The following is an 18,842-nucleotide window of genomic DNA, read 5'->3' as shown; positions in this document are numbered from 1 at the left end:
GGGCACCGCGAACAGGCCGGAACAGGCTGCAATCAGTCCTGGTAGTCACGCCCCTCGCGGTCCAGTTGCCGGATCAGTGCATCCCAATGCCGCTGAATGCCCTCGCCAAGCCCGTCGGAGAAGCGCTTGGACTGTTCATGCACCTTGGCAATCGCCGCCGGTGAGGCATGCAGCAACTGGTCATTGCCCCCGGCCTGCGCGGCGACCTGGATATTGCAGGCGCGCTCCAGCCCATGCAGCTCGCGGAACGCATGTTCGACACTGACCCCGCCAGTCAGCAGGCCATGGTTGCGCAGGATCAGAATGTTGCTGTTGCCCAGGTTGGCGACCAGGCGCTGCTGCTCATCCAAGTCCAGCGCCACCCCTTCGTAGTCGTGGTACACCACACGGCTGTAGTAGGCCAGGGCGTGCTGTGAGATCGGCAGCAAGCCCTCGCGCTGGGCCGACACCGCCGCGCCGTCGCGGGTGTGGGTGTGCAACACCGCCTTGAGGTCGGGGCGGGCACGATGAATCGCGCTGTGGATCACATAACCTGCCTGGTTGATGCCAAGGCCCAGCGGGTCGTCGATGATGGTGCCATCGACATCCACCTTGACCAGGTTGGAGGCGCTGATCTCGTCGAACAGCAGGCCGAAGGCGTTGATCAGGAAGTGCTCCTCAGGCCCCGGTACGCGCGCTGAGAAGTGCGTGTAGATGTGATCGGTCCAGCGGAACAGGGCTGCCAGGCGGTAGGCGGCAGCGAGTTTGACCCGCACTTCCCATTCCTCGGGGCTGACGCGCTGGCGCACGGTAGTTGCGTTAGGGGATACGACGGACAATGAGCTCATGGTGTTCTCCGGGGAAAGTCAGTCACCGCGCTGGCCATCGACCAGGTTGCGCAGCGGTGAGGGGTGAAGTTGTCGAGAAAGGCGTCGAGCAGGATGGGGTAGCCCCCCTCGCAAATGGCCAAGGTGTGCGGTGACAGGAGCAGGGCGCTGATCGAATGGTTCACGCGGCCACCTCTGCCAGCGCGCTACGCCCGACCTGGCCGAGCACCACGTCATCCTGCGGGGTGTGGATCCGGCTGCACAGCACGTCACGGTAATGGCGCTCCAACGGGTTGCGGCGCGACAGCCCCGGGTTGCCGGCTGCTTCGATGGCAAGCTCCACGGCCTTGATCGCCTGGGCGCTGACCAAGTGCTTGAGCTGGCCGGCATGGCGCGGGTCAACCTGCCCGGCGACTGCCGAGTCCAGCAGGCTTCGGTTGGCGAACAACAGGGTGTCGATGCGCCCGACCACGTCCTGGAACCGCGCCAGGCTGGCCAGGGGCGTGCCCAGGTTCGAAGGCGCCCGGTCGTTGAGAAACTGCACCAGCCAATCGCGGGCCGCCTGGGCGACCCCGTCATAAAGCGCCGGCAAAAGCACTGCCATCCACAACAGGCCGGTGCCATCGAGCTCTGGCTTTGGTGCGCTGGCCGGGCTGACGCTGACGGCGTGTTCGAGCGGGATCAGCACATCATCGAAACGGACTTCGTGGCTGCAGGTGGCGCGCATGCCCAGGTGGTCCCAGTTTTCGACGATGCTGATGCCGGGGGTGTCCTTGTGGACCAGGTAGCCGCCGACCAGGGGGTCGGCATCGTCGCTGCGTGCCCACACCAGGTACCAGGTCAGGCCGTGGCTGCCCGTGGAGTAGATCTTGCGCCCTGACAGCCGCCAGCCTGCGGCGGTGCGCCGCGCCAGGGTGGCGGGCAGGCCGCCACGGGCCGGGGTGCCCAGCTCGGGCTCAACGCGAAAGGCGTTGATCAATGCACCCTGGTGTACGGCGTCTCGCGCTACCTGCAGGCGCAAGGGTTTGGGCCAGCGTGGGTCATCCTGCAAGCGAAAGTGTTGCAGGTACTGCATGGTCAGGATCAGCGCGGTCGAGGGACAACCTTTGCCAACCGCCGCGATCACCCGCCGCGCCGTGGCCAGGTCGGCGCCGCCGCCGCCCAGGGCGCGGGGTACGGTGAGGCCGAGCAGGCGATGCTGATGCAGCAGGGTGAAGTTGTCATGGGGGAATTGCGCGCTGCGGTCGTAGCGTTCGGCGTTGGCAGCCAGGGCCTGGGTCAGCTCGCCAAGGGCGGCGTCGGAAGGGGGTTGACTCATGGTGCATTCATCCCTGGAACACGGTGGGTTTGTAAGACCGTATTCGTCTGAATGAGCGCTGTAAAAGTCTTTTTGGTTCTATGCTAATTATTTGTTTGTTGAATTAATAGTTTGCTCTGTTATGCGAAAAAATCATTTTCCCATGTGCGGGTCGGGCGCTGTCCGATTTTAAGGTGCAACGCACGGCGCGGGTGTCGATCACTCCGCTTGCATGCGATTGCCCGCCACCGCTCCAAACAGCTCCACAGGCTCCTGCAAATTGCCCAGGTACCGTGGGTGGAACAGCCACAGGTCTACCTGCGGTTTGAAGTCGGTCACGTTGACCACATCCAGTGCATCGCGGTGTCGGCTGCTCTGCAACAGCGGCTCCGGCACCAGCCCAAGGCCTTGCCCATTGGCCACCAGGCCCAGTTGCAAGTCCGTACCGAAGGTCTCAAGGTTGATCGACAGGCTCAGCCCCTGTTCACTCAAGGCGCGTTGCAGCCCGGCGCGGAACCCGCAGCCATCAGGGTTCAGTACCCAGCCACGGGTGTAGCAGTCCCTGAGCTTGTAGCTGCGCTTGCTGGCGCTGCCCTTGGCTGCCACTACGCGCAGGGGCATGCGGGCAATGGACTGGCTGGCGATGCCCTCGGGGAAGATCTTGCCCGGTGGGAACAACGCGGCAGCAGCGTCAAGTTCGCCGTTTTCCATGCGCACGATCAGGCTGCTGCCCCAGCCACTGGTGACCTGGGTACGCAACTCAGGGTAAGCCTCGCGGATCTGCGCCAGGGCGTCGAGCAGCACCACGTCGCCGAGGGTTTGCGGCACCCCTAGACGCAAGGTGCCGGAGGGGGCGCCGTCGTTGGCCACCAGTTCGCGCAATGAATCGATCTCGCGCAGGATGGCTTTGCATTGCTCGTAGACGCGCAGTCCCATGGGGGTCGGTTTGAGCGGCTTGGTATTGCGGTCGAGCAGGGTGGTGCCGAGGGCTTCTTCGAAGTTTTGCACGCGGCGGGTGATGGCCGGCTGGGTCAACTGCAAGGCCTCGGCGGCGAGATTGGTCGACTGGCAACGGATGACCGCCACGAAGGCGTCCATGTCATCGATTTTCATATTCGGCGCTCACATATTGGTGCGGTAGGACATGTGAGCAGAGAATAATCCCCGCGGCGCAAAATGTCACAAAACACTGATCCAGGTGCAATGCGTACTACATGGTATGGCAGTACGCATCTGCCGTTCAGCCTTGAGCGAAGCGCGTCAGCTTGTCGCCCTCCAGGCGATACCTGACCCACTCATCCTGCGGCTCGGCCCCCAGCGATTTGTAGAAGCCGATCGCCGGTTCGTTCCAGTCGAGCACACTCCACTCCAACCGCCCGCAGCCGTTCTTCACAGCTTCGCGCGCAATGTGCCGCAGCAATTCCCGGCCAGCACCATCACCCCGTTGGTCAGGCGTGACGTACAGGTCTTCCAGGTAGATTCCGTTGCGCCCCAGCCAAGTGGAATAGCTGTAGAAATAAACCGCGAAGCCGATCGCGCGGCCATCGCGCTCGCAGATCAGGCTGTGGACTGTGCTGCCGTCATCGAACAGGCTGCGCTCAATATCGGCTACGGTTGCGATCACTTCGTGGCGGGCACGCTCGTATTCGGCCAATTCGGTGATGAACGCAAGAATCTGCGTGGCGTCGGTGCGTACGGCGGGGCGCAGGGTAAAAGGCATGCGGGGCTTCCTTGATATGGATGCGATACAGTCATGTGTATCTGATTAATTTAAGGTAACTGTACCGGTCGCAGGGCAGGGCGACTGCAGTAGTGTGACAGCACATAAGACGCTTCTGGAATGCCTGCCATGCTTGCCTCTGCCGACCTGTTGACGGCCTTTATGCTGTTTGCCTTCGTTTCCTCCATTACACCAGGGCCCAACAACACCATGCTGTTGGCCTCGGGCGTGAACTTTGGCGTGCGCCGGTCGATCCCCCACGCCATGGGCATCAGCATCGGCTTCATGATCCTGGTGCTGGCCGTCGGGCTTGGCCTGGGCGAAGTGTTCAAGGTCTGGCCCACGCTGTACACATTGCTGCGCTACGTGGGGGCTGCCTACCTGTTGTACCTGGCCTGGAAGATCGCTACCTCCGGGCCGCTGAGCGCGGACTCGGCCCAGGCCCGCAAGCCGTTGGGCTTCTGGGGCGCGGCCGCGTTCCAGTGGGTCAACCCCAAGGCTTGGGTGATGGCGGTAGGGGCGATCACCACCTACACCCCAGCGCAGGGGTATGTGCTGAATGTGATCGTAATCGCTGCCCTGTTCGCCCTGGTCAACCTGCCGAGTGTCGGCATCTGGGTGATGTTCGGCAGTGCGCTGCGCACCCTTTTGCAGAACCCGCGCTGGCTGATGCTGTTCAATGTCTTGATGGCCCTGCTGTTGGTGATTTCGCTTTACCCGCTGCTATTTGTAGAATCGGCATTTTCATAAACCGCCGAGTACAGCAAACCGATGCAGTTGATCCCCTGGTCCCATGAAAGCTCAGAAGGCTTCACCCTGCGCGGCTGGCGCTCGCCGGCCAGCGGCAAGCCATTGCTGCACTTCCTGCATGGCAACGGCTTCTGCTGCCTGGCCTACGAACCGCTGCTGATGCGCCTGGGTGAGCATTACGACGTGTGGCTCAGCGATGTTCAGGGCCATGGCGACAGCGACCACGGGGGTGTGTTTCGCGGCTGGAACCGTACCGCTGCCCTTGCAGTGGAAGCCTTTGAGGCCGGACGTGGCGAATATGGCGAGGTGCCCCGTTATGCGCCGGGGCACAGCTTCGGCGGTGTGCTTACCGGCCTGATCCTGGCTGCCCGGCCCGACATGTTCGAGCGTGCCGTGCTGCTTGACCCAGTCCTGTTCAGTCGGCGCATGATCGGCGTGATGGGGGCGGCGGCGCTGGTTGGCCTGCACCGCCGGCATGCCTTGGCGCGCAAGGCTGCCAGCCGCCGCAGTCATTGGCCGGACCGGGAGGCGGCGACGGCCTCGCTGCAAGGGCGAGGGATTTTCAAGGGCTGGAGCGATGCGGCGCTGCAGGCGTATGTCGACCATGCGCTGGGGGAATGTGGCGAAGGTGTGGTGCTCAAATGCCGGCCGAGCCGGGAAGTGGAAATCTTCAGCTCGTTTCCTGCACGCATGTGGTCGCAACTGGCAGCCATCCAGGCACCCACCTTGGTGCTGTACGGCGAAGCTACCTACCCCTTTGTTCCACGCTCGGTGCAGCGGCTTGCGGCCATCAATCCCAAGGTTACCGCTCGCCAGGTACCCGGGGGTCATTGCTTCATGCAGGAGGACCCAGCAATGGCAGCAGAACAGGTGGCGGATTTTCTGCTCCGCTGACCAACTGTTCCATAGGTGGGACGATTAATGCCAATTTCACCGCCTACCGGTCGATTAGTCGTATTGATAAGGTTAACCCAGCCTTAGAGAGGAGACTTCTCATGAAAAAGATCCTGGGCATTCACCGCAGCCCTCACGCCCACTGGGTGGGGGATGGCTTCCCGGTACGCAGCCTGTTCACCTACGACAACCTGGCCAGCCAGGTCAGCCCATTCCTGCTGCTGGACTACGCGGGTCCCCACGCCTTCACCCCCACCGATGCTCGGCGCGGTGTCGGGCAACACCCTCACCGGGGGTTCGAAACCGTGACCATCGTCTATCAAGGCGAGCTGGAGCACCGTGACTCGACCGGCGCGGGCGGCCTTATCGGCCCGGGCGATGTGCAGTGGATGACCGCCGCCAACGGCATCATCCACGAAGAGTTCCACTCCCCGGCGTTCGCCCGTACTGGCGGCACCTTGGAGATGGTGCAGCTATGGGTCAACCTGCCCGCGAAGGACAAGCGTGCGGCGGCGGGTTACCAGACGTTGCTGGCGACGGATATCCCCGAGGTAGCGCTGGCGGGCAACGCCGGCAGCCTGCGGGTGATCGCCGGCAACTACCGTGGGCACCAGGGGCCGGCGCGGACCTTCACCCCAATGGACGTCTGGGACATGCGCCTGGCGGCCGGCGCCACCCTGCAACTGCCCGTCGCCGATGGCCGAACCGCCGCCTTGATCGTGTTGCGCGGTGCTGTGCGGGTCAACGGCGAACGTGACGCCGACTCATCCAGCCTGGTGCTGCTCTCTCGGGGCGCAGAGGGGGTCTCCATCGAGGCGCTGGAGGGGGCCAGCGTGCTGTTGCTCAGTGGTGAACCGATCGATGAGCCGATCGTAGGCTATGGGCCGTTCGTGATGAACAGCCAGGCGGAAATCGCCGAGTCGTTCGATGATTTCCATGCCGGGCGTTTCGGGCAGATGGTGCCCGAGGTCCAAGGGAACAGGCACTGAGGCGTCCGTTCTAGCGCTGAGCAAAGCCCATGGCCCTAACCAGACTGCCGCCAGCGCACTTCGCTGATACCGAAGCGTTCGGCGAGCGGTCTGGTCACCTTGCGGATTTTCTCATGGCCATAGCGGCCTATGCGCCCGATGCCAGCATCACAACTGGCCCAGTGCCAGGCTTCCGTGTTGTCCATGCGCTCGGCACGGATGATGAACGACTTGGGCTTGCCGTGCAGCTCATAGTCGATCACGTAGAGTTTGGCGTCGATCATCAGCTATCCCGTGTCCTTGCTACGGCCCCACGTGAACCTGGCACGCTATTGCCGGCTTCAGAGGTGTGAGTCGCGAGTTGCACGAAAAGTTTGATTCGAAATGGCCATCTCGAGATGAATGGTGCCGGCGTGACCGCCTGTCGCATAAAGAGACCTTTCGTTAGAACCGCCGACGCCCGCTGCCGTTCTTCCACTAAGGTGCTAGATGATCTGCCCCCCGATCATTGCTCCAGCGCATGGACGGCCGCTGAGGCATGGGCAATTTCAATTGGCACCTCGCCTGGCAAAGGCGTACTCCCATAACAGGCCATCCAATAAAGAGAGGGTCGTGACATGGCGTTGATAGGCGTTTCGATGTTGGAAATGCGGCAAATGATCGAACAGGCCTGCCTGCCTGATCGCTGCGAAGTCAGTTGCGCGGATGGTGTCAGCCTGACTATCCGCCTGGGTCAAGGGCAAAGCCTGGAAGAGGGTGTCACCCTCACAGGCGTCGCACTGCAGGACCTGAACAGTTGCCGCGACGTGGTGAACCTGGTCAGTCAGCTGCATGCGCTGCGTGCCAGGCACCCCACGCCGCTCAGGGCGTTTGCCTGATGTGTATTGGTGCGCCGGTCAGCCCAGGCTGGCCGGGCGCACGTACTCTGGCATCAAGCCGTTGAACCAGAACAGGATCATCGATACCAGGATGGTCACCAGCAGCAATAGCCCCACCCCCCATACGCAAGTCGCGAACAGCATCGCCTGTTCCTTGCGCAAGCGCAGGAAGGTTTGCAGCCCACCGTACAGCAGCACCGTGGCATAGGCCGACGCTGCCAGCAGCGCCACCAAGGCCAGCCAGCGGATTGGCAGCAGCCCCACAACGCCCGCGAAGAACCAAGGCGTGGCGCAGTAAGCGGCGAAGCCGATGCACTGGCCAAGGTTTGGTTGCACATCGAAGCCCCGTGACATCCAGCGGATCATCACCCCCATCAGTATCACACCCACTACCGTGGTGACGTAGAGCAGGCCTGCCAACTGCGCGGCACTGACCATGCTCAGGCGCACACGTTCTTCGGCGGCCAGGCTCCAGCCGAAGGTGGTGGTGCCCACCATCAGGCATAGCGCCGGGATCAAGGCCAACGCCAGCAGGCGCGGAAGGTATTGCTGCGGATGGTCCTCCTCGGCGCGGCGGATCTCCATCCAGGCGTCGGAAGGACGGGTGAAGAGCTTGAGCAACGGACTGTTCATAGCGTTCTCCTCAAGGCAGGGCCTTACTGGTATGGAGACGCGCCCGTTACAGCAGGTTCACCCCGGTTCGCGGCCGTTGATCGGCTTATTGCAGCTCAAGCAGCAGGTTCAGGCCGCCATCGCCGCACTTGCCGTGGTCGCGAACTACACCGTGATAGCTGCGACCATCCCATATGAAGGCGACGCTGTGCGCACGCTCCACTTTGTCTGGCAGCGGAGGGCAGATGTGCAGGCGCAGTGCAGGGCGGCCCTGCAGGCTGAGTGCGGCAAGTTGGCACTGGCACTCCACACGCTGGGCAACTGGACCGAACAGGGTGTCGCGTACGTAATCGAGCTGTACCTGGGTGTTGGGCGCACGGCCGGGCATTTTCATGGCCGTCGGGCTCTGGCTATCGGGTGAGCAAGGGGGGACTGGAGGGACATGGGGCAGGCTCCTGGTTAAAGATGGCGTGGATCATCTTTTTGAAGCCTATACATGGCATATGTTCAACGTATTTCATCGGTTACTGGGTGGGAGCTATTGCAACGGCACAGCACTTGAGTCTGTGCAGCCCGTTCATCCCGCCCTGCGCAACGTGAGGTTGATCCGCCGCTCCCCCATCCTGGGATGCACACCGGGCTTGATCGGCAGCACCCCATGAAAACGCAACCGGTCCTCACCTCCCCAGACCAGTACATCGCCGTGGTTCAACGCTATCCGTTGCGTGCGGTCCGAGCGCTGCAGCCCTCCAAACAGGAACACCGCCGGCAACCCCAGCGAAATCGACACGATCGGTTGGCCAAAATCCGCCTCATCGCGGTCCTGGTGCAGGCTCAGGCGGGTACCGGGCAGGTAGTGGTTGACCAGGCAGGCATCGGGCACGAAGGCCTCGAAGCCTGCGGCTGCGGCCGCGCGACCCGCCAGGTCTAGCAGCACGGGCGGCAGGGCAGGCCAGGGGTTGCCGCTGACAGGGTCGGTCGGGCTGTAGCGGTAGCCCTTTGCATCACTCACCCAGCCCAGCGCACCGCAGTTGGTCAACGCCACGGCCATGTGCAGCCCGCCAGGCGTGCGCATGTGCCGCAAGGGCGCGGCGCGCAGCACCGGGCGCAAGGCATCGAGCAGCGGCTCGATTTCGGCCAGGGCAAAGCCGGGCAGCAACACGGTATGGCTTGCCAGCCGTTGCGCCTGGGTGCCGAACAGGTCGAGGTCTGACTGGATCATGATGAGGGCTTCGAAGCAGGTGTCTGGCCATTCTAGCGCTGCGCGTCGCTCGGTGCATGCGCCGGTTGCGCCTGCAAACGGCCTATCGAACTGCGGCGTCTGCCGCACGGCGCAGGGGTGACGCCAGGCCAATTCTCCCGCACACTGCGGAAAAATCCCACGCCCGTTGCCACTACCGTGAGGTGGCACAGCTGGAGCAGAAAATGGCGCGACAACCAATAACAAACGCCCAAGACCCGTTATACGAATCCCGCCAGGCCCGTCTCAGGCTGGCCAACGAAGGTGAGCTGCCGCTGGGCATGCTGCGCGAGGAAATCGATGCCTCGTGGCGGCGCAGCCTTGGCCATGGGCTGGATTGCCTGCAGGGCGAGCAGGTCGGCCTGGGCCTGCAGCAAGGCCACGACCTGCGCGCATTGCTCGAACACAACCGATTGCTGGTAGATGCCGTCACCCCCGAACTGGACTACCTGGTTGCCCGCCAGGGCAAGGCCGGCATCATCATCCTGGGCGATGCGCAAGCCAACGTGCTGGCCATCGAAGGGCAGAAGCACGTGCTCAACCGTGAAGGCCTGCGCGACCTGCACCCCGGTAGTTGCTGGAGCGAATCGTTGCGCGGTACCAACGCCATCGGCACCGCGGTGGTGGAAGGGCGACCGACGTTGATCAACTGCGGTGAGCATTACCTGGACCGACTCAGCCCGTTCTCCTGCACCTCGGTGCCGTTGCGTGACCCCCATGGCCAGGTGATCGGGGTGCTCGACATCACGCGCGAAGGGGTCATGGCCCAGCCACAGGACAGCCTGTCGATGTTGATGCTCGCCGCTGGCAATATCGAAAGCCGGCTGTTTGGCCTGCACCATCCGCAGTTGCTGGTGCTGGCCTTCCACAGCCGCCCGCAATACCTCAACAGCGCCTGGCACGGCCTGCTGGCGCTGAGCCTGGACGGTGAAGTGATGGCTGCCAACGATAACGCCTGCCAGTTGCTGCAAGTACCGCGCGAAGCGTTGGTTGGGCGGCGCAGCAGCGACTTGCTGGGGGAGCGTTCGTCGGCCTTCATCGCACGGCTGTGGCAGGGCGGTGTGAGCAGCGTGCAGACCGCCAAGGGTGAGTTTTTCTGCCGTGCCCTGCAGTTGCCGCGTCATGGTCGCCTGAACGGCAGCGTGGCGCCCGGCAAGCCGACGTTGAGCAACCCTTCACCCGCGTTGGACGCCCTGGCCGGCGGCGATCCGCGTCTGGCGCGCAACCTGCGCATGGCCCGCCAAGGGTTGGGCAATGGCCTGCCCGTGCTGCTGCTGGGGGAGACCGGCACCGGCAAGGAAGTGGTGGCGCGTGCCCTGCACCACGCCAGCCGCCGCGCCGACAAGCCCTTTGTCGCGGTGAACTGCGCGGCCATCCCTGAGGGCCTGATCGAGTCGGAGCTGTTCGGTTATCGCGAGGGCGCTTTCACCGGTTCGCGCCGTGGCGGGATGGTCGGGCGGCTGATGCAGGCCCACGGCGGCACGCTGTTTCTTGATGAGATCGGCGATATGCCACTGGCCCTGCAGGCGCGGTTGCTGCGCGTTTTACAGGAGCGCCGTGTGGCCCCGCTGGGCGCGGCCGACGAGCAGGAAATCGACGTGGCGCTGATCTGCGCTACCCACCGCGACCTCAAGCGCCTGGTGCACGAGCAGCACTTTCGCGAGGACCTGTATTACCGGGTCAACGGTGTATCGCTGCGGCTGCCGGCACTGCGCGAGCGCGACGACCTGGCTGCGATCATCGACGGCTTGCTGGACAAGGCCGGTGCCAAGGGCGTGGGCCTGGACCCGGCGCTGACCGCACTGCTCGAAGGTTTTGACTGGCCGGGCAATATCCGCCAGCTGGAAATGGTCGTGCGTACCGCCCTGGCCATGCGTGAAGACGGTGAGCCACTGCTGACCTTGGAGCACCTCACCGATTGCCTGCTGGATGAACTGGCTGGCGGGACTTCGCCCTCTGGCAGTTTGAAGGACAACGAACTGGAGCTGATCCGCGGCGCCCTGGCGCGCCATCAGGGCAACGTTTCGGCCGCCGCCGAGGCCCTGGGCATCAGCCGGGCGACGTTGTATCGCAAGCTCAAACAGTTGCGCGGCTGACATGGGCGGCTTGTTCGCCAGGCTGGTGCAATCCAGCGACCCCGTGCTCATGCGCCAGGCCCTGACCTGGCTGTATGGTTTCGTACGTCCGCAGCGGCGCGCCATCGGCGTGTTGCTGGGGTTGTCCCTGGGCGCCTCGTTGCTGGCCCTGGCGCAACCCTGGTTGGTCAAGACACTGATCGACGAAGGCCTGCTGGCCAAGAACTACCAGACGCTATGGCACATGGCGGCGATCATGATCGTTGCCGGCCTGCTCGGCACGGTGCTGGCTGGCGTCAACCGCTTCCTCCACACGCGGCTGTCGGGGCGCATCCTGTTTGCCCTGCGCGACGATCTGTATCGGCACCTGCAACGGCTGTCGCCGACGTTTTACGCGCGCCGGCGCACCGGCGACATTCTGTCCAGGCTCGATGGTGATGTCGCCGAAATACAGCGCTTTGCCGTGGATTCGCTGTTCTCGGCAGTGTCAGCGGTGATCGGCCTGGTGGGCGCGGTGGCGTTGATGTTGATGTTGTCCTGGCAGTTGTCGCTGCTGCTGGCGTTGCTGATCCCGCTTGAAGTGCTGTGGCTGCGCTGGATGCGGCGCAAGGTCGAGCGCGAGGTGCGCAACCTGCGGGAGCGCTCGGCGGACGTGTCATCGTTTCTGGTCGAGACGCTGCCGGCAATGAAGTTCATCCAGGCGGTGGGCCAGCAGGACCGCGAGGCTGGGCGCCTGGACCAGCTCGGCCAAGGCTATATGCGCCAGTTGCTCAAGGTGCAGGTCACCGAGTTCTTCACCCAGGCGATCCCCGGTACGCTCACCTCCTGGTGCCGTGCCTGCGCGTTCCTGGTGGGCGGTTGGTGGGTCATCCAGGGCACCTGGCAACTGGGGGCGTTGATTGCGTTTTCCACTTACATGGGCATGGCCGTTGGCCCGGTGCAGAGCTTGTTGGGCCTCTATGTGGCGGTGCAGCGCATGGCGGTGAGCCTGGGTCGGGTGATGGAACTGAAGCAGGAGGCAGTGGCTGTGTGCGAAGCGCAGACGCCCCGCCCCATGCCGCAAGGCCCTGGTGAGCTGCGCCTTGAAGGCGTGCACTTTGCCCATGACGGGCGACAGGGCGCGGTGCTGGCGGATGTCCACGTGTGCGTGCCAGGGGGCCTCAAGGTCGCCATCAGCGGTGCGTCCGGCGTCGGCAAGTCGACCTTGATCGACCTGTTGCAGCGCTTCTATGACCCAGATGCCGGGCGCATTCTGCTGGACGGTGCAGACCTGCGTGAACTCGACCTGGCAGCCCTGCGCCAGCGCATCGCGGTGGTCAGCCAGGACATCGTGCTATTGCGGGGCACCCTGGCGCAGAACCTGGCGTATGGCGCCCCCCACGCCAGCCGAGGTGCACTGGAGCAGGTGGTGCGCCTGGCACATCTGGAGCCGCTGGTAGAAAGCCTGCCGCTGGGCCTGGACAGCATGCTCGGTGAGCGCGGCCAGCAGCTCTCCGGTGGCCAGAAACAACGCATCGCCATCGCCCGTGCCGTGCTTCAGGCCCCGTCGATCCTGGTGCTGGACGAGGCCACCTCGGCCGTGGACGAAGCGACCGAACGCGAGGTGATCGCCGCCATCGACCAGTTGTTTGCCGGGCGCACGCGCATCCTGATCAGCCATCGCGCGTCAACCTTGGCCGATGCCGACCTGCACTTGCATCTGCAAGGCGGCCAGCTGTGTGTGCTGCCGCAGGAGGTCATCGGGCATGGGCAATGATGTGCGGGTCGGGGTGATCGACAGTGGCTGCTCGCCCGCGCAGGCCCACGCGCTCGCTGCAGCGCGACGCTTCTGGCTCGCTGATGGCTTACTGCACGACGGCAAGCCGGAGCCTGACCGCCTGGGCCATGGCAGTGCCGTGGTGGCGTGCCTGCAAGAGCAGGCGGGCCAGGTGCCGCTGCTGTTGGCCCAGGTGTTCACCGGCCAGGCGAGCACCAGCGCCTTGCAGGTGGCCGGCGCCTTGCTATGGCTGGCGGAGCAGGGCGCCACACTGGTCAATCTCAGCCTGGGGCTGCACCAGGATCGGCCGGTGTTGCGCCAGGCCTGTGCCGAGGTTCAGGCGGCGGGCGTGCTGTTGTGCGCCTCGAGCCCCGCACAGGGTGCGCCGGTCTACCCGGCGGCGTACCCAGGTGTCGTCCGCATGACCGGCGATGCCCGCTGCGCACCGGGGCAATGGTCGTGGCTCAACAGCGCCCAGGCCGACTTCGGCGGCTATGTTGGCGAGCGCAGCATGGCCGGGGCCAGCCTGGGCTGCGCCGCGATGACTGGACGAATCGCTGCCCTGTTGCAGCAACAGCCTGGTCTTGGCCGAGAGCAGGTGCTGGCCTGGCTGCAAGCTCATGCGGCGTTCGTCGGCCCTGAGCGGCGGGGCGTGCGGGATGCCTGAGCCACGCATTCTGGTGTTGGGTGCCGGACCGGCCGGTGCTGCCACGGCGATAGGCCTGCGGCGGCTGGGGTACCCGGTCACCGTGGTCTCAGACTGGCGCCGGTTCGCAGCGGTGGAAGGGGTTTCGCAGCGAGTGCTGGAAGGCTTGCGCCATGCCGGCCTGGGGCGCGCCTTGAGCGAAGCCGCCATGCCCGCAACCCGCCAGGTGCACTGGAATGGCGAGCAGTTGCACATGAATCGCGAGTACCTGCTCGACCGCCAGCGCTTTGATCGCGCCTTGCGTGATGACCTCGCCCGGGCAGGGGTAGCAGTGGTCGAGGGGCGCGTCCGTGAGGTGCTGCGCGCTAGCGGCCATCAGGTGCGCCTGGATGACGGGCGGCACCTTCAGGCCGACTTCCTGGTCGAGGCACGGGGACGCCAGGCACCGTTGGCCGCTGACCGCTTGCGGGGGCCAGAGACGGTCAGCCTGCTTAACCTCTGGCAGGCTGAGCCTGGCGCACCGGCTTCGGCGGTGCAAAGCCTGGACGATGGCTGGGCGTGGATGGCCAGGTTGGCCGACGGACGCTGCTACTGGCAGATCACCCTGAATGCCGAAGGGTTGCCGGGCAAGGCCGCCCTCCCTGACTACTGCGCGGCGCGGCGAAGCGAGTCGGCGCTGGTGGCAGCCTTGTTCACGGCACGGGCCCTGGAACCTGCGCAGGTGCATGCGCGCAGCAGTACGGCGATTCTGGCCGGCGAATGCGTCGGGGATGACTGGATACGGGTAGGGGATGCGGCGATGGCGGTCGACCCCCTGTCGGGGAACGGGATTTTCCAGTCGCTGTCGTCGGCGCTGCAGGCGCCTGTGGTGGTCAATACCTTGCTGCGCCGGCCGGCGCGCGCGAGCCTGGCCAGGCAGTTCCATCAACAGCGGGTCGAGCAGCTGTTCTTGCGTTTCGCCCGCATGGGCCGGGATTTCTATGCCCAGGAGCAGGCGCGTTCCGGGCAGCCATTCTGGGCACGTCGCGTGGGCTGGCCAGACAAGCAGCCACTGCACCTGGCAGCGAACTGGCCATCGGTCGCCGTGGCGCGGCGGCCGGTGCTGCGCGATGGCTGGGTGGATGAGGCCGAGGTGGTGGTGACGGCGGACCAGCCATTGGGAATCTGGCATCTGCAGGGCGTGGCACTGGCACCGGTGGTGCGCGCCTTGTTGGCAGGGCAGGCACTGGACGAGGTCATGGGCAATCAGCCGCAAGAGCAGAGGATGATGTTGCGACGATGGTTGGCAGGGCAGGGGTACGCCTGATATCCGCCGTGAGCGCGACTTGCCCCGGGGCGCAGGCCCGCAGCACCCCAGCGCTGGATGGGCAGTCCAGCGGCTGGGGGGCATTTCACCCTGTGGGGGCGGCGCTACCCGCGCAGGGTCCAGGGCAGAGGAAGGATCACAGCTTGATCAACACCGACTTGAGCTCGGTGTAATGCTCGATCGCCGCCGCGCCCATCTCGCGGCCGACACCGGACATCTTGTAGCCGCCGAACGGCAGCGCCGGGTCCAGCGCACTGTGGCAGTTGACCCACACCGAACCTGACTTGATGCGCGGGATCATCCGGTGCACCGCGGCAAGATCGTTGGACCAGATGCTTGCGCCCAGGCCATAGGGGTTGTCGTTGGCCATGCCGATCACCTCGTCCAGGTCATCGAACGGCATCGCCACCAGCACCGGCCCGAAGATTTCTTCCTGCACCAGACGGTGGCGCTGGTCGACATCGACGATCACCGTTGGCTTGACGAAGTAACCCGGGCCAAAGCCTTCACCACCGCAGGCAATGGTCGCACCCAGCTCGCGGCCCAGCTCGATGTAGCCGGTAACGCGGTCCTGCTGCTTGGCCGAAATCAGCGGGCCCATCTGCACGGCCGGGTCCAGGCCGCTGCCGAGCTTCATGCCATTGGCGATACCGGCGATGTCCGCCACGACATTGTCGAAGTGCTTGCGGTGCACGTACAGGCGCGAGCCCGCGCAGCACACCTGGCCCTGGTTGAAGAAGATTGCTGTGGCGGCGCCGGCGGCGGCTTCCTGCAGGTTGGCGTCGGGCATGACGATCGTTGGCGACTTGCCACCGAGCTCCAGGGTGACGCGGGTCATGTTGTCCATGGCCGCCTTGCCGATCAGCTTGCCAACCTCGGTCGATCCGGTGAACGTCAACTTGTCCACGCCGGGGTGGCGGCTGAGGGCGGCACCGGCGTTGAGGCCGGTGCCGGTAATGACGTTGAGCACGCCGGCCGGGTAGCCTGCCTCGTCCACCAGTTCGGCGAGTTTGAGTGCCGTCAGCGGGGTTTCATCTGCGGGTTTGAGCACCACGGTGCAGCCGGTGGCCAAGGCCGGGCCGAGCTTCCAGCAGGCCAGCAACAACGGGAAATTCCAGGCGACGATGGCACCGACCACGCCCACTGCCTCGCGGCGCACAAAACCGTGGAACTGGTCGTTGGGCATCAACGGCATCGACGGTTCGACGGTGCTACCCTCGATCTTGGTGGCCCAGCCCGCCATGTAGCGCAAGAAGTCGATGGCCAGTTGCACGTCCATGACCTTGGCCACCGCGGCGCTTTTACCGTTGTTCAGGCATTCCAATTCGGCCAGTTGTTGCGCGTCGCGCTCCATCAGGTCGGCCAGGCGCCATAGCAGGTTCTGCCGCTCACGCGGGCGCAGGTGGCTCCAGGGCGAATCGTCGAAGGCCTGGCGGGCGGCGCGTACGGCCCGGTCGACGTCTGCTTGCTCGGCGGCGGGTACTTCGCCCAGCACTTCGCCGGTGGCCGGGTTGCGAAATGACAACGTGCGGCCGCTGGCGGCGTCCTGCCAGTCGGCGCCGATGCGCATCTTCAGCTTGCGTTCGAGAAAGGCGCGGGTGGAGGGCAGGATGGGCAGGTCGGAAAGCATGGGGCGTTGCCTCTTGTCATGGGGTGTGACGGGCCTAGGCGCAATGCTCGTGCCAACGTTGCAAAGGGGGTACAACATGTTGATGTTGCTAGGTTTTGCCCGCGTGCAAAGCCATGCTTGCGCCAGTGCGCTGTTGCACATTGAGACGGTGTGAGACGGTGGTTGCAACAGTGCTTGGCCGGTCCTGTCGCCGGCAAGCTGGTTCCCACCGGTGTGCAGCGCAGTACTCATGCGCCGACGTTGCAGCGAGGGGCCTGTCTCAACATGAAACACTCTGTCGCGAAATGGCACGGTCCACCTCAAGCCAGGTGGCGTCTGAACGCCCCGATAAACCCACTAACAGGCTGAAATAAAAAGACTTTCAACCAGGTGGCACAGTTTCTGTATCACAACCGTCACATGCACACCTGCTGTACCAAAGCGTGCGAAAAACCATAAGAACAACAACCGTGGAGGTCTGACCTTGAAGACGACTCGACTCCGGCGGCATGCGGGCAAGCTGGCACTCCTCGCCGCCGCACTGCTGGGCACCCAGGCCATGGCGGCCGAGCAGGGCCCGGCCCTGTTGCAGAACAAGTGCATGGGGTGCCATATCCCCGAGGGCAACGATACCTACAGCCGTATCAGCCACCAGCGCAAGACGCCCGAAGGCTGGCTGATGAGCATCGCGCGCATGCAAGTCATGCACGGCCTGCAAATCAGTGATGACGACCGCCGTACCTTGGTCAAGTACCTGGCCGACAAGCAAGGCCTGGCGCCAAGTGAAACCGATGGCGTGCGCTATGCCATGGAACGCCGGCTCAATACCGTCGAACACTTCGATACCCAGCTCAGCGAAACCTGTGGCCGCTGCCACTCCGCAGCGCGCGTCGCGCTGCAGCGCCGCCCGGCCCAGGAATGGGAGCACCTGGTCAACTTCCACCTCAGCCAGTGGCCCTCGCTGGAGTACCAGGCCCAAGCGCGCGATCGTGACTGGCTGGAAATTGCCCTCAAGCAGGTGGTGCCAGACCTGGCCAAGCGCTTCCCGCTGGAAAGCCCGGCCTGGGCCGATTGGCAGAAGGCCCGGCCCACCGCCGATGCATTGCCAGGGCAGTGGGCCTTCAGTGGCCACATGCTTGCCAAGGGCGACGTGCGCGGGGTGATGACGGTCAGCCCGGACCAGGGCGACACCTTCAAGGTCGAAGTCAAAGGCGCCTACGCCGATGGTACGCCGTTCAACGGCACCGGCTCGGCCATCCTTTACAACGGCTATGAATGGCGCGGCAACGTCAAGGTTGGCGAGGCCAACCTACGCCAGGTCTTTGCCGCCCTCGATGGCGAGATGAAAGGCCGCATGTTCGAGGCTGAGCACGATGAGCGCGGGCTGGACTTCACCGCGGTGAAAGCCGGCACGCCACGGCTGTTGGCTGTGCAGCCTGCCTTCATCAAGGTCGGTGGCGAAAGCGAGATTACCCTGGTAGGCAGCGACCTGAGTGGCAAGCCCAACCTGGGTGCCGGCGTCGAGGTGGTGCAGGTGCTGGAGCAGACGCCGACCCTGATGCGGGTCAAGGCACGGGCGGCGGCAGATGCCACGCCTGGCCAGCGTGACGTGGCGGTAGGTGCGCTGAACGGTGCCACCCTCGCAGTCTACGACAAGGTCGAGGAGGTGAAGGTGGTACCGGCGTTTTCCATCGCCCGTATTGGCGAGAACGGCGCCTCGGTACCGAAGGTCCAGGGCCGCTTCGAAGCCGAAGCCTGGGGCAAGGACGCCAGCGGGCAGCCGCTGCGTATTGGCTACCTGCCCGCGACGTGGAAGGTCGAGCCGTTCAATGAACGCGCCGCTGACGACGAAGACGTAAGGTTTGCCGGGCAGATGCAGGCTGACGGCGTGTTCGTTCCAGGCGGTGCCGGCCCCAACCCTGCGCGCAAGATGATGACCAACAACGCTGGCAACCTGAAAGTCATCGCCACCCTGGCTGACGGCGGCCACATCGGCGAGGGCCACTTGATCGTCACCGTCCAGCGCTGGAACAACCCGCCTTTGCCATAAGGGCGGGTTACCAGACGCATTTATCAACGGATCGATTATCGGGAGGCCGCCATGGGCGCACTACTGAACCTGGTCGAGCGCAACCTGCACGAAGTGCAGGTCGATGCTGACCGCATGCTGTTCCATATCCCCAGCAGTTCATTGTTCACCGCCGATGCGGTGACCGGTGGCATCATCGACACCCTGCGCCAGCAGAGCTGCTCCGCCGAGGCGCTGATGCAGCAGCTCGGCCAAC

Annotated in this window: 19 protein-coding genes and 1 pseudogene; 10 read left to right on the top strand and 10 right to left on the bottom strand. The window is 64.6% G+C overall.

Annotated elements, in window-relative coordinates; translation table 11 throughout:
* Positions 1-32 precede the first annotated feature (32 nt).
* From APH34_RS22450 to APH34_RS22435, 5 genes are all read right to left on the bottom strand, one after another.
* Positions 33-827: a class II aldolase/adducin family protein gene (locus tag APH34_RS22450; protein WP_054902984.1), complete on the bottom strand. Its 795-nt coding sequence runs from the start codon at positions 825-827 to the stop codon at positions 33-35.
* On the bottom strand, positions 824-991 hold the full coding sequence (locus APH34_RS29350; protein ID WP_232964186.1) for a hypothetical protein: 168 nt from the start codon (positions 989-991) through the stop codon (positions 824-826). The genes APH34_RS22450 and APH34_RS29350 overlap by 4 nt, the downstream gene beginning before the upstream one ends.
* Positions 988-2,124 carry an acyl-CoA dehydrogenase family protein gene (locus tag APH34_RS22445; protein WP_054902983.1) on the bottom strand — a complete coding sequence of 379 codons (1,137 nt, stop codon included), beginning with the start codon at positions 2,122-2,124 and terminating at the stop codon, positions 988-990. Before APH34_RS22445 ends, APH34_RS29350 begins: the two co-directional genes overlap by 4 nt.
* 198 nt (positions 2,125-2,322) lie before the next feature.
* Complete coding sequence (locus APH34_RS22440; RefSeq protein WP_054902982.1) at positions 2,323-3,216, bottom strand: LysR family transcriptional regulator; 894 nt, start codon at positions 3,214-3,216, stop codon at positions 2,323-2,325.
* A gap of 127 nt (positions 3,217-3,343) precedes the next feature.
* The gene (locus APH34_RS22435; protein ID WP_054902981.1) at positions 3,344-3,823 is read right to left on the bottom strand and encodes a GNAT family N-acetyltransferase; all 480 of its coding nucleotides are present in this window, start codon (positions 3,821-3,823) and stop codon (positions 3,344-3,346) included.
* A gap of 120 nt (positions 3,824-3,943) precedes the next feature.
* Between APH34_RS22435 and APH34_RS22430 the strand changes: the two genes are divergently transcribed.
* The 3 genes from APH34_RS22430 (at position 3,944) to APH34_RS22420 (ending at position 6,456) form a co-directional block, all read left to right on the top strand.
* Positions 3,944-4,573 carry a LysE family translocator gene (locus tag APH34_RS22430; RefSeq protein WP_054902980.1) on the top strand — a complete coding sequence of 210 codons (630 nt, stop codon included), beginning with the start codon at positions 3,944-3,946 and terminating at the stop codon, positions 4,571-4,573.
* Positions 4,574-4,594: 21 nt separating this feature from the next.
* Complete coding sequence (locus APH34_RS22425; protein ID WP_054902979.1) at positions 4,595-5,467, top strand: alpha/beta fold hydrolase; 873 nt, start codon at positions 4,595-4,597, stop codon at positions 5,465-5,467.
* A gap of 101 nt (positions 5,468-5,568) precedes the next feature.
* Complete coding sequence (locus APH34_RS22420; protein ID WP_054902978.1) at positions 5,569-6,456, top strand: pirin family protein; 888 nt, start codon at positions 5,569-5,571, stop codon at positions 6,454-6,456.
* Positions 6,457-6,491: 35 nt separating this feature from the next.
* Here APH34_RS22420 and APH34_RS22415 read toward each other — a convergent pair whose 3' ends face one another.
* Positions 6,492-6,719 carry a DUF6555 family protein gene (locus tag APH34_RS22415; protein ID WP_054902977.1) on the bottom strand — a complete coding sequence of 76 codons (228 nt, stop codon included), beginning with the start codon at positions 6,717-6,719 and terminating at the stop codon, positions 6,492-6,494.
* Between the two features lie 333 nt (positions 6,720-7,052).
* On the opposite strand from APH34_RS22415, the gene APH34_RS22410 reads away from it, so the two are divergent.
* Positions 7,053-7,313, top strand: coding sequence for a DUF1652 domain-containing protein (locus tag APH34_RS22410; RefSeq protein WP_054902976.1), 261 nt, complete (start codon positions 7,053-7,055; stop codon positions 7,311-7,313).
* 18 nt (positions 7,314-7,331) lie between these two features.
* Here APH34_RS22410 and APH34_RS22405 read toward each other — a convergent pair whose 3' ends face one another.
* The 3 genes from APH34_RS22405 to alkB form a co-directional block, all read right to left on the bottom strand.
* Positions 7,332-7,946 carry a Yip1 family protein gene (locus APH34_RS22405; RefSeq protein ID WP_054902975.1) on the bottom strand — a complete coding sequence of 205 codons (615 nt, stop codon included), beginning with the start codon at positions 7,944-7,946 and terminating at the stop codon, positions 7,332-7,334.
* An 85-nt stretch (positions 7,947-8,031) separates the two neighbouring features.
* Positions 8,032-8,319, bottom strand: coding sequence for a hypothetical protein (locus tag APH34_RS22400; protein WP_054902974.1), 288 nt, complete (start codon positions 8,317-8,319; stop codon positions 8,032-8,034).
* 183 nt (positions 8,320-8,502) lie between these two features.
* Positions 8,503-9,147 carry a DNA oxidative demethylase AlkB gene (alkB, locus tag APH34_RS22395; protein WP_054902973.1) on the bottom strand — a complete coding sequence of 215 codons (645 nt, stop codon included), beginning with the start codon at positions 9,145-9,147 and terminating at the stop codon, positions 8,503-8,505.
* 203 nt (positions 9,148-9,350) lie between these two features.
* Between alkB and APH34_RS22390 the strand changes: the two genes are divergently transcribed.
* From APH34_RS22390 to APH34_RS22375, 4 genes are read left to right on the top strand one after another with little or no spacing between them, the layout of a single operon-like run.
* The gene (locus tag APH34_RS22390; protein ID WP_054902972.1) at positions 9,351-11,261 is read left to right on the top strand and encodes a sigma-54-dependent Fis family transcriptional regulator; all 1,911 of its coding nucleotides are present in this window, start codon (positions 9,351-9,353) and stop codon (positions 11,259-11,261) included.
* A 1-nt stretch (position 11,262) separates the two neighbouring features.
* Complete coding sequence (locus APH34_RS22385) at positions 11,263-12,996, top strand: ABC transporter ATP-binding protein (RefSeq protein ID WP_054902971.1); 1,734 nt, start codon at positions 11,263-11,265, stop codon at positions 12,994-12,996.
* Positions 12,986-13,663, top strand: coding sequence for a hypothetical protein (locus APH34_RS22380; RefSeq protein WP_054902970.1), 678 nt, complete (start codon positions 12,986-12,988; stop codon positions 13,661-13,663). Before APH34_RS22385 ends, APH34_RS22380 begins: the two co-directional genes overlap by 11 nt.
* Complete coding sequence (locus APH34_RS22375) at positions 13,656-14,948, top strand: NAD(P)/FAD-dependent oxidoreductase (protein WP_054902969.1); 1,293 nt, start codon at positions 13,656-13,658, stop codon at positions 14,946-14,948. Before APH34_RS22380 ends, APH34_RS22375 begins: the two co-directional genes overlap by 8 nt.
* Positions 14,949-15,084: 136 nt before the next feature.
* On the opposite strand, the gene APH34_RS22370 is transcribed toward APH34_RS22375, so the two are convergent.
* Positions 15,085-16,578, bottom strand: a complete 1,494-nt coding sequence (locus tag APH34_RS22370; protein WP_054902968.1) for an aldehyde dehydrogenase — start codon at positions 16,576-16,578, stop codon at positions 15,085-15,087.
* A gap of 463 nt (positions 16,579-17,041) precedes the next feature.
* On the opposite strand from APH34_RS22370, the gene peaA reads away from it, so the two are divergent.
* Positions 17,042-18,607, top strand: coding sequence for a quinohemoprotein amine dehydrogenase subunit alpha (peaA, locus tag APH34_RS22365; protein ID WP_054902967.1), 1,566 nt, complete (start codon positions 17,042-17,044; stop codon positions 18,605-18,607).
* A gap of 51 nt (positions 18,608-18,658) precedes the next feature.
* A pseudogene (locus APH34_RS22360) lies at positions 18,659-18,842 on the top strand (quinohemoprotein amine dehydrogenase maturase); the annotation flags it as partial.

The organism is Pseudomonas sp. NBRC 111131, assembly GCF_001320525.1.
Lineage (GTDB): Bacteria > Pseudomonadota > Gammaproteobacteria > Pseudomonadales > Pseudomonadaceae > Aquipseudomonas > Aquipseudomonas ceruminis.
This window is presented reverse-complemented; position numbering and strand designations above follow the sequence as displayed.